The organism is Pseudomonas sp. FG36, assembly GCF_057809275.1.
Window position 1 is genome coordinate 21,056 of record NZ_JBMDJQ010000052.1, and the last position, 10,308, is coordinate 31,363.

Below are 10,308 nucleotides of genomic sequence, written 5' to 3' on the forward strand. Positions count from 1 at the left end.
GAACATGAATTCTGATACTCCACTGCAACTGTTGGGCGGCCTCACGGCCCGTGAATTCCTGCGCGACTACTGGCAGAAGAAGCCACTGCTGGTACGTCAGGCCTTCCCTGACTTCGTCAGCCCCATCGACGCCGACGAGCTGGCCGGCCTGGCCCTGGAAGAAGAAGTCGAGTCGCGCCTGGTGCTCGAGCACGGCGAGCGCCCGTGGGAGCTGCGCCGCGGCCCATTCGCCGAGGACGCCTTCAGCGACCTGCCCGAGCGCGACTGGACCCTGCTGGTACAGGCCGTGGACCAGTTCGTCCCGGAAGTGGCCGAGCTGCTGGAAGAATTCCGCTTCCTGCCGAGCTGGCGTATCGACGACGTGATGATCAGCTACGCCGCGCCCGGCGGCAGCGTCGGCCCGCACTTCGACAACTACGATGTGTTCCTGCTGCAAGGTGACGGCACCCGCAACTGGAAAGTCGGCCAGATGTGCAACAGCGACAGCGCACTGATCGACCACGCCGACCTGCGCATCCTCGCTGACTTCGAGCAGAGCGACGAGTGGACCCTGGAACCCGGCGACATGCTCTACCTGCCGCCGCGCCTGGCCCATTACGGCGTCGCCGAGAGCGAGTGCCTGACCTACTCGGTCGGTTTCCGCGCCCCGAGCGCCGCCGAAGTGCTGACCCACTTCACCGATTTCCTCGGCCAGTTCTTGCCAGATGAAGAGCGCTACAGCGATGCCGACGCCCAGCCGGTCAGCGACCCGCACCAGATCCAGCACGATGCCCTCGACCGCCTCAAGGCCCTGATCGACAAGCATATGTCCGACAAGGACCTGCTGCTGACCTGGTTCGGCCAGTTCATGACCGAACCGCGCTACCCTGAGCAGGTTGTCGGTGAAGAGCTGAGCGAGCAGGACCTGATCAACTACCTCGAACAAGGCGCCGTGCTGATCCGCAACCCAAGCGCACGGATGGCCTGGTCCGAGCTCAACGACGACCTGATGCTGTTCGCCAGCGGGCGCAGTTGCCCACTGCCGGCCAAACTGCGCGAACTGCTCAAGCTGGTGTGCGCCGCCGACGCCCTGCACATCGACAACCTTGGCCAGTGGCTGCAGGACGAAGACGGCCTGATGCTGGTACAACAGCTGGTCATGCAAGGCAGCCTGGGATTCGCCGATGAATAAGATCAGTGTTCGACTGGCCGACTGGCACAAGGACAATGCCGACATCCACCGCATCCGTAGCGCCGTGTTCGTTGCCGAACAGCACGTGCCGCCGGAGCTGGAGTTCGACGCAGAAGACCCGACCGCCGTGCACTTCCTGGCCCTGGAGGGCGATTACCCGATCGGTACTGCCCGCCTGCTGCCTGACGGCACCATCGGCCGGGTTTCGGTGCTCAAGGACTGGCGCGGCCTGAACGTGGGCGACGCGCTGATGCGCGCGGTGATCATCGAGGCGCAGAACCGCGACCTCAGCCAGCAGATGCTCAGCGCCCAGGTGCATGCAACGCCGTTCTACGAGCGCCTGGGGTTCCGCGTGGTCAGCGAGGAGTTCCTCGAGGCCGGCATCCCACATGTGGACATGGTTCGGGATTCGCGCGAAATCGCCTGATCACCTTCACGGGCAAACCCGCTTCCACAACGTGGGAGCGGGTCTCGCGCCGGATCAGGCGATCACGATCTGCCCATCCCCAACGCCCTGCCCCGCAATCCCCACCAGCGTCACGCTGTCCCCGCCGAACTTCAGCACCAGGTCATCCCCCACCTGGCTGGCATGGGCACGCCAGTCCGGCGCGGCGGTGCCGCCGTCCACGCCAATGAACACCAGTCGATCCTGGCCGGTGAAGTCCAGCACCCGGTCCTGGCCGAAATGGCCGCTGAACAGGAAGGTGTCGCGCCCCCCGCCACCCATCAGCACATCGTTGCCCGTGCCGCCGACCAGCACGTCATTGCCGGCGCCGCCCTGCAGTCGGTCGTCACCGCCCAGGCCGAACAGCCACTGCCCCTGATTACCCGCCACCAGCTGGTCGCCTGCCTGGGTGCCGTTGAGCGAGGACGCATAGGGGGTGACCTTGCCGCTTTCGAACAACCCCTGCGCCGCCACCCCGTGACTGACTTCCTTGCTGAAGATCAGCAGGCTCGACTCCTTGCTCACCAGGTTTTCGACATTGCGCACCAGGCTGATGCCGCCCTCGGCGTCACGCACGTACAGCGTGCCTTCGCCATCCCGGGCGATGCTCAGGTTGGCCAAGGCATCCTGCAGCTTCAGGGTGTCATGGCCGGCGCCACCGTCGATCAGGTTGAAACCGCCGTCATCGCGGAAGGTATCGTTGCCGGCCCGGCCTTCGAGGTAGTCGTTGCCGCGCCCGCCATGGATCAGGTCGTCCTTGTCCGAGCCGATAATGAACGTGCTGCCCTTGTGCGGCTCGGCATTGCGGTTGAGATCCTCGACCCAGGTCGAGCCACGGGTCACGTCCGACAGGTTGCTGACCAGGATGGTCGAGTCGCGGCTGGTCCACTGGTAGAAGGAGGAATCCAGCACACGCCCAAGGCCATCGGTGTAGGCCGTCGGCAGGTGCGACAGCCAGGTGGCGATGTTGCCGATGGAGAACGGCAGCAGGTTCCAGGCGTCGGACGCGTAATGGTCATTGAAGTTGACGATGTTGTTGGTGGCCGAGGCCTTGGCGCCGTCGTGCACGCCCAGGGTGCCCCAGGTCGCCGAGGTGCCATCGAGCACACGGAACACCGGGTCGTTCTCGTAGCCGATATTGAGCACCTTGCTGGCGTCGGCGGCCTGGGTCGGCGAGGCGAAGGCGACGTAGCGCGCATCCTGGTAGAAACCACCCCAGCGCGAGCCGCTCAGGTCGGCCAGGCTGTTGACCGCCAGGCCGCCGAGGCTGTGACCGCTGACGGTGATGTCCGCGCCGCTCAGGCCATTGGCCTTGGCAAAGGCGGCCACATCGGCGAGCAACTGCCCGAATGCGTTACCGGCGTAATCACGGGCATAGCCTGCCGGGCCGATCGCCGCCAGCAGGTCGTTGATGGCGTCACCGATGGTGTCGCCCAGCAGGTTCTCACGCGGGCCGCTGGTGCCGCGGAAAGCGATGCCGATACCGCTGAGCTGGCCGGCGGCATCGTAGCGGCCGAGGATCTCCACCTGCGCCGAGGTGTAGCCCGGCGCTTCGCCGTGGAAGGTACCGCGGGCGTCGGTCTTGCCCTGGTAGCCCAGTTGCGCCGCGCTGATCGGCGACCAGCCGGCGGCCTTTATCTGGGCCAGGGCCCTGGCTTCGGAGTCGGGGTTCCAGGGGATGCCGGGGATCACGCCCTGGCTGTCGGTGCCGCCGATCAGCGCCTTGACCAGCGTGGCCGGCAGGCCAAGGCCGAAGCCGTACTTCTGGTAGCCGGCGCTGAAGCCATCGTCGATACCATGGTAGGCGTAGGTAGCCAGCGCCATGGCGTCCTTGTACAGCGCAGAGGAGGCAGTGCTGTCGAGCTGTCGGTAATCGAATACGGGCATTGGTTTACATCCCTGTTGTTCTTGTAGGAAGGACACCCCAGCGACATCGTCCGGTGACACGACTGACGGGCGAAAGGCAAAGCTGGCACGCATTTGCCACCTCGTCCAACCCGAAGGGATGACGTCCCTGCCAAAGATGCGGGCAAAAAACCTGTACATGCATACAGATAAAACTTGCCTGCGCGCCCTGGCTTGCGCATCCTAGGGGCAACTTTCACGATGAAGCGTTTTCGGCCATGCGCCTCTTTCTCTGCGAAAAGCCCTCCCAGGCAAAAGACATCGCCAAGGTCCTCGGCGCCCAGCGCCGCGGCGATGGCTGCTGGCAAGGCACCGATGTCTGCGTGACCTGGTGCATCGGCCACCTGCTGGAGACCGCCCCGCCGGACAGCTACGACGAGCGCTACAAACGCTGGACCCTCGAAGACCTGCCGATCATCCCGCAAAAGTGGAAGATGACGGTCAAGCCCAAGACCGCCAGCCAGTACAAGGCGGTCAAGCGCCTGCTGGGCGAGGCCCGCGAACTGGTGATCGCCACCGATGCCGACCGCGAGGGCGAGATGATTGCCCGCGAACTGGTCGAGCACTGCCGCTACCGCGGGCCGATCCAGCGCCTGTGGCTGTCGGCGCTGGACGATGCCTCGATCCGCAAGGCCCTCAGCCGCCTGCTGCCCGGCCAGGAGACGTTCAGCCTCTACCATTCGGCCCTGGGCCGCTCGCGGGCCGACTGGCTGATCGGCATGAACATGAGCCGCCTGTTCACCCTGCTCGGCCGCCAGTCCGGCTACCAGGGCGTGCTGCCGGTGGGCCGGGTGCAGACTCCGACGCTGCGCCTGGTGGTGGACCGCGACCGCAGCATCGCCGATTTCATACCCGTGCCGTTCTGGGCCATCGACGTACAACTGGAAAGTGCAGGCGCCGTGTTCAACGCCCAGTGGCGCGCCCCCGAGGACGCCTGCGACGATCAGGGCCGCTGCCTGAAGCAGGACCTGGCGCAACAAGCCGCTGCCGACATGCAGGCCGCCGGCAGCACCCGGGTGCTGAAGATCGCCACCGAACGGGTGCGCGAAGCCGCGCCGCTGCCCTTCGACCTCGGCACCCTGCAGGAGCTGTGCTCGAAGAAGCTCGGCCTCGGCGCCCAGGAGACCCTGGACATCGCCCAGGCCCTGTACGAGACCCACAAGCTCATCACCTACCCGCGCAGCGACAGTGGTTACCTGCCCCTCAGCCAGCATGGCGAGGCCGCCGCCATCCTCGCCGCCTTGCAGCGCGCCGACAGCAGCTTGGCGCCGCTGCGGGACTACCTGGACCCACAGCGCCGTTCGCGGGCGTGGAACGACCAGAAGGTCAGCGCCCACCACGGCATCATCCCCACCGCCGCCGCCAGTGACCCGGCGCGCCTGCCACCCAAGTACAAGGCGGTGTACACCCTGATCCGCGCCCGCTATTTGGCGCAGTTCCTGCCCAACCACGAGTACGACCGCACCCAGGCCGAGTTTGACTGCGCCGGCCATGCGTTGCGGGCGGTGGGCAAGCAGATCGTCGAACCGGGCTGGCGCCGGGCATTGCCCGAGGCGCTGACCCCGGCCAAGGGTCGCGAAGCGCCACCGGCCCAAGTGCTGCCGGCTTTGCGCGAAGGCCAGGACTGCCCAGTACGGGACCTGCAACTGAAGGACCTGTGGACCCAGCCCCCCAAGCCTTTCACCGAAGGCGACCTGATCAAGGCGATGAAGAACGTCGCCAAGCTGGTGGACGACCCCAGGCTCAAGCAGAAGCTCAAGGAAACCACCGGCATCGGCACCGAGGCGACGCGCGCCAGCATCATCCAGGGCCTGCTCGACCGTGGCTACCTGATCAAGAACGGCAAGGCCCTGTCGGCCACGCCTGCCGCCTTCAGCCTGATCGACGCCGTGCCCCGGGCCATCGCCGATCCTGGCACCACGGCGATCTGGGAGCAGGCGCTGGACATGGTGCAAAGCGGGGAAATGAGCCTTGAAGAGTTCGTCGCCCGACAATCGACGTGGATGGGCAAGCTGGTGCAACGCTGCAGCGGCATGCGCCTGACCATCAGCGGGCCGGCGGCGGGCAAAGCCGCGGCACCTTGGAAGAAGAAGCGCAAGAGCGCTGGCAAGGGCAAGACAGCCGCCGGCAAACCCCGACAGCCACGGCGCAAGGCAGCGAGCTAGCGCGAAGGCGCCATCTACTGGCGCACTGAAAATCCTCTGCTATTTTTTCATGAAAATAATCAGAAAAAATTTCACGAGGCCCCGGCATGTTCAAGCAATCCGCCCAGCACGTCGCCAGCTACTACGCCCGCACCTACCCCGCCACCATCCCCTTGCGCCCCACCCTGCAGGGCGCCCACGACACCGACATCCTCATCGTCGGCGCCGGCTTCAGCGGCCTGCATACGGCCCTGCGCCTGACATTGGCCGGCCAGCGCGTGACCCTGCTGGAAGCTAGTCGGGTGGCCTGGGCCGCCTCGGGCCGCAACGGTGGCCAGGCACTGCTGGGCTGGTCGTGCGACATGCCCCCGCTGGAGCGAGCCCTGGGCCTGGAGCGCAGCCGGCGCCTGTGGGACAGCATGTGCTGGGCCGCCCGCGAGCTGCGCGAACTGCCCCAGCGCCATGGCTTCGACGTCGATTACCGCCTGGGCAGTCTGTGGACCGCCGTGTTGCCGCGCCGGGTAAAACTGCTGGAGGACGCCCGGCGTGAAGCACAGGAAAAGTTCGACTACGACTGCCTGCGCCTGATCGGCCGCGAGGAACTGCCCGAGTGGATCGACAGCCCCCGCTACCAGGCCGCGCTGTACGATCCCAATGGCGCCCACCTCAACCCGCTGAAGCTGGCCCAGGGCCTGGCCGCCGTGATCGAAGCGCATGGCGGGCGGATCTACGAGCAGAGCCAAGTGATCGGTTACCAGGAACACGCCGACGGCTTCGCCGCCCGAACCGATCAGGGCGAGGTGCGCAGTCGCGTAATGGTGCTGGCCTGCAACGCCTATATCGACCGCCTCGACCGCACGCTGTCGCGTCGTCTGCTGCCGGTGGGCTCCTACCAGGTGGCCACGGCGCCGCTGGACGCCGACTTCGCCGCCTCCCTGCTGCCACGCAACAGCTGCGTGATCGACAACCAGTTCGTCCCCGACTATTTCCGCCTGACACCCGACCACCGCTTGCTGTTCGGCGGTGGCTGCACGTACCTCGGTGGTATCCCCAAGGACGTCGCCGGCGCTACCCGGCCGTACCTGGAGCGGGTGTTCCCACAGTTGCAAGGGGTCGCCATCGAGCATGCCTGGGGCGGCCACATCGATTGCAGCATCCAGCGCACGCCGGATATCGGGCGCCAGGGTCAACGTTATTGGCTGCAGGGTTTTTCCGGCCATGGCGTGCTACCGACCCTGGCCGGTGCACGCGCGGTCAGCGACGCGATCCTCGGTGACGACGACCTGCTGAAGCTTTACCAGGGCATCGACAACGGCCGCTTCCCCGGTGGCGACCTGCTGGCCGCGCCGCTGGAGGCGGCGGCCAAGGCCTGGTACAGGATGCGTGATCATGTCTGACGATATCCAAGCCCTCGCCCGCCAGGTGCGCGACCTGCGCAAGCATCGGGGGTTGACCCTCGACGAACTGGCAACTCGCGTCAACCGCTCGCTGGGCTTCCTCTCCCAGGTCGAACGTGGCCTGTCGCGGCCCACGGTGGCCGACCTGACCGCCATCAGCGAAGCGCTGCGCGTACCTACCACCTATTTCTATCAGGCCGTGCCGCCCCGCGAGATCGACTGGGTGACCCGCCCGGGCGAGCGACGCACCCTGTACTACGCCGCCGGGGTCACCGACGTGCTGGTCTCGCCGACCCTCAATGGCCGCTTCGCCATGCTCGAAAGCCACCTGGCACCCGGCGCCAGCAGTGGCGAGGGGCATCTAGACGACAGCTCGGAACAAGGCGGTTTCGTCCTCGAGGGCGAGCTGACCCTGTGGCTCGAGGGCCGCGACGACGCCGTCACCCTCAGCCCCAACGACAGCTTCCAGCTGCCACCCCACAGCCAGTTCCGCTACGCCAACCTGACCGCCCGAACGACCCGGGTTCTCTGGGTCTTCCGTTGAGAGCATGCCAATGACAACTACAACAGGCTTCCCCGATCTGCTCAGCGAAGTGCGCGCCTTCCGCGCCCGACACCCCGACGTGCGTTACATCGACCTGATCAGCCTGGACATCCCCGGGCATTTCTACGGCAAGCGCTACCCCATCGACATGCTGGAAAAAGTCGCCGCCGGCAGCCCGCTCAAGCTGCCGCAGAACTGCGTACTGCTCGGCGTGCAGGGCGGGCTGTTCCCGATCGGCGACTACTGCTTCAACGACGGCGACCCGGACGCCCCGCGCCGCCTGGTGCCCGGTACGCTCAAGCCGGTGAACTGGGAGCGAGAGCCGCTGGGGCAGATGCTGACCACCTCGGACGGCACTGCGACGCCCATCGAATTCGAACCCCGCGAGGTGCTGGCCCGCGTCCTGCAACGCCTCGAACGCCGAGGTATCCGCCCGGTGGTGGCGTTCGAACTGGAGTTCTACCTGTTCGACAAGACACTGAAGGAAGGCCTGCCGCAGTTCCCCCGTGACCCGGCCAGTGGTGATGCCGACGACCAGCCGAACATGCATATCGAGCGCCTGTCGCGGTTTTCCGATGTGCTGCGCGAGATGGTCGAGACCGCCAACGCCCAGGGGGTGGACGCCAACGTGATTACCGCCGAACTGGGCCCCGGCCAGTTCGAGATCAACTTCGGCCATTGCGACGATGGCCTGCGCGCTGCCGACTGGGCGGCGCTGTTCTGCCGCAGCACCCGAGGCGTGGCGCTCAAGCACGGGCTGCGCGCCTCGTTCATGAGCAAACCCTATCTGCACGCGCCGGGCAGCGGCATGCATGTGCATGTCAGCCTCTATGACCCGGCGGGCAACAACCTGTTGTCTGCCGATAACCAACGGCCGCTACGCCACGCCGTGGCCGGTTGCCTGGCGCTGCTGCCGCATTGCATGCCGATCTTCGCCGCCAACCACAATGCGTTTCGTCGCTACGGGGCCATGGTCAACGCCGCCAGCCGCGCCAGTTGGGGCTTCGAGGATCGCGACGCTTGTATCCGCATTCCGGAGTCGGATCCGCGCAACCTGCGGATCGAGCACCGACTGGCCGGGGCGGATGCCAATCCGTACCTGGTGCTGGCGGCGATTCTGTGCGGCATGGAGCACGGGCTGGATGCCGCACAGGAGCCCATCGCGCCGTTGAACGAGGACCGTGGCAGCGGGATCGACTTTCCCAAGGACATGCTCGGCGCGGTGGCAGCGATGCGTGGGCATCCGGCGGTGGACGAGGGGTTGGGCGCGGAGTTCGTGATGGTCTATTGCGAGAACAAGCGCCAGGACCACCTGGCGTTTCTCAATGAGGTCAGTGCTCGGGAGTATCGCTGGTTCCTGTGACATCCCTCGCGGGGCACTGGTAACCCCTACCATCCGGGATTACCATGTGCCCCTCTAGCGCGGCCGTTTGCCGCACCCCGCCGTCCAGCCTGCCCGTGCCCTCATGCCCTTCGAACTCACCGTAGAACCGCTCACCCTGCTGATCCTCGCCCTGGTCGCCTTTGTCGCCGGCTTCATCGATGCCATCGCCGGTGGCGGCGGCCTGCTGACCACCCCAGCGCTGCTCACCGCTGGCATGCCGCCGCACCTGGTGCTGGGCACCAACAAGCTCAGCTCGACCTTCGGCGCGGCCACGGCCAGCATCACCTACTACCGGCGCAAGCTGTTCCATCCGGCGCAATGGCGCCTGGCGATTGTCGGCACCCTGGTGGGCGCACTGATCGGCGCGGTGGTGGCTCACTACATGCCGGCCGAGTGGCTGAACAAGATGCTGCCGGTGATCGTGTTCGCTTGTGGCGTCTACCTGCTGTTCGGCGGTACACCGAAGGCGCCGGTGGACGCCGATGCGCCGATCAAAAGGAAGTGGCAGTTTCCGCAGGGCTTCACCCTGGGCTTCTACGACGGCGTTGCCGGGCCGGGTACCGGTGCCTTCTGGACCGTGAGCACGTTGCTGCTCTATCCCATCGACCTGGTTCGGGCCAGTGGTGTGGCGCGCAGCATGAACTTTGTCAGCAACATTGCGGCGCTGACGGTGTTTGTCATTTCCGGGCAGGTGGATTACATCGTTGGGTTGTGCATGGGGGTGTCGGTGATGGTCGGGGCGTTTTTCGGGGCGCGGACGGCGATCAGCGGGGGTAGCAAGTTCATTCGGCCGGTGTTTATTACTGTGGTGCTGGCGTTGACTGTGCGGTTGGCTTGGCAGCATTGGTTTGGGTAGGGATCTGGGTTTTGCTCTATTGTTTTGATTTTTGCGTACATATTCTTGAAATGTGTCGACATCTAGTCACCTTTTCGCCTTTACGGCGACCTACTTTTGCTCTTGGGCAAAAGTAGGCAAAAACCGCTGGCTCCATTCATACGGCCCCTGCGCTGCGCTCCGGGGTTCCCTCGCTCCGTTCTTGCTCCCGTGGGTACCGCGCTGTACGCCCCATCCTGGGGCGCAGCGCTCGACGGCCATCCATGGCCGTCGCCCCACTACGCAAGAACTCCACTCGGCCTCCTGAAGTCGCAATTGGCGGCGCCTGGACTATTGCGCGCTTAGAAGCAAAAGCAGAGCAAGAGCAAGAGCACCCCCGGTGTCAGGATAGTTGTCGCGTCTCCAGACCGACCTGAAAGAAACTCCGGGGGCGGAAAGAGAGCCGATGTGCCGTACTATTCACCTGAACGTAAAGCCGAACTA

Annotated in this window: 8 protein-coding genes; 7 read left to right on the forward strand and 1 reads right to left on the reverse strand. The window is 65.7% G+C overall.

Going from position 1 to position 10,308, the window contains the following annotated elements; all coding sequences use genetic code 11:
* The first annotated feature begins 4 nt into the window (after positions 1-4).
* Both ACODS9_RS25145 and ACODS9_RS25150 read left to right on the forward strand, forming a co-directional pair.
* Entirely contained in the window at positions 5-1,171 is a 1,167-nt protein-coding gene (locus tag ACODS9_RS25145) for a ribosomal protein uL16 3-hydroxylase (protein ID WP_046856179.1), read from the forward strand.
* Positions 1,164-1,598 (forward strand): GNAT family N-acetyltransferase, encoded by a 435-nt coding sequence (locus ACODS9_RS25150; RefSeq protein WP_046856180.1) that lies wholly within the window; start codon positions 1,164-1,166, stop codon positions 1,596-1,598. The genes ACODS9_RS25145 and ACODS9_RS25150 overlap by 8 nt, the downstream gene beginning before the upstream one ends.
* 54 nt (positions 1,599-1,652) lie before the next feature.
* Here ACODS9_RS25150 and ACODS9_RS25155 read toward each other — a convergent pair whose 3' ends face one another.
* Entirely contained in the window at positions 1,653-3,503 is a 1,851-nt protein-coding gene (locus tag ACODS9_RS25155) for a polyurethane esterase (RefSeq protein ID WP_489095013.1), read from the reverse strand.
* A gap of 236 nt (positions 3,504-3,739) precedes the next feature.
* Here ACODS9_RS25155 and ACODS9_RS25160 point away from each other — a divergent pair, with 236 nt between their 5' ends.
* The 5 genes from ACODS9_RS25160 (at position 3,740) to ACODS9_RS25180 (ending at position 9,846) form a co-directional block, all read left to right on the forward strand.
* Positions 3,740-5,686 (forward strand): DNA topoisomerase III, encoded by a 1,947-nt coding sequence (locus ACODS9_RS25160; protein ID WP_489095014.1) that lies wholly within the window; start codon positions 3,740-3,742, stop codon positions 5,684-5,686.
* A gap of 86 nt (positions 5,687-5,772) precedes the next feature.
* Complete coding sequence (locus ACODS9_RS25165) at positions 5,773-7,062, forward strand: NAD(P)/FAD-dependent oxidoreductase (RefSeq protein ID WP_489095015.1); 1,290 nt, start codon at positions 5,773-5,775, stop codon at positions 7,060-7,062.
* Positions 7,055-7,606 (forward strand): helix-turn-helix domain-containing protein, encoded by a 552-nt coding sequence (locus ACODS9_RS25170; RefSeq protein WP_046856183.1) that lies wholly within the window; start codon positions 7,055-7,057, stop codon positions 7,604-7,606. The genes ACODS9_RS25165 and ACODS9_RS25170 overlap by 8 nt, the downstream gene beginning before the upstream one ends.
* 10 nt (positions 7,607-7,616) lie before the next feature.
* Positions 7,617-8,969 carry a glutamine synthetase family protein gene (locus ACODS9_RS25175; RefSeq protein ID WP_489095016.1) on the forward strand — a complete coding sequence of 451 codons (1,353 nt, stop codon included), beginning with the start codon at positions 7,617-7,619 and terminating at the stop codon, positions 8,967-8,969.
* 103 nt (positions 8,970-9,072) lie between these two features.
* Entirely contained in the window at positions 9,073-9,846 is a 774-nt protein-coding gene (locus tag ACODS9_RS25180) for a TSUP family transporter (RefSeq protein ID WP_046856185.1), read from the forward strand.
* Positions 9,847-10,308 lie beyond the last annotated feature (462 nt).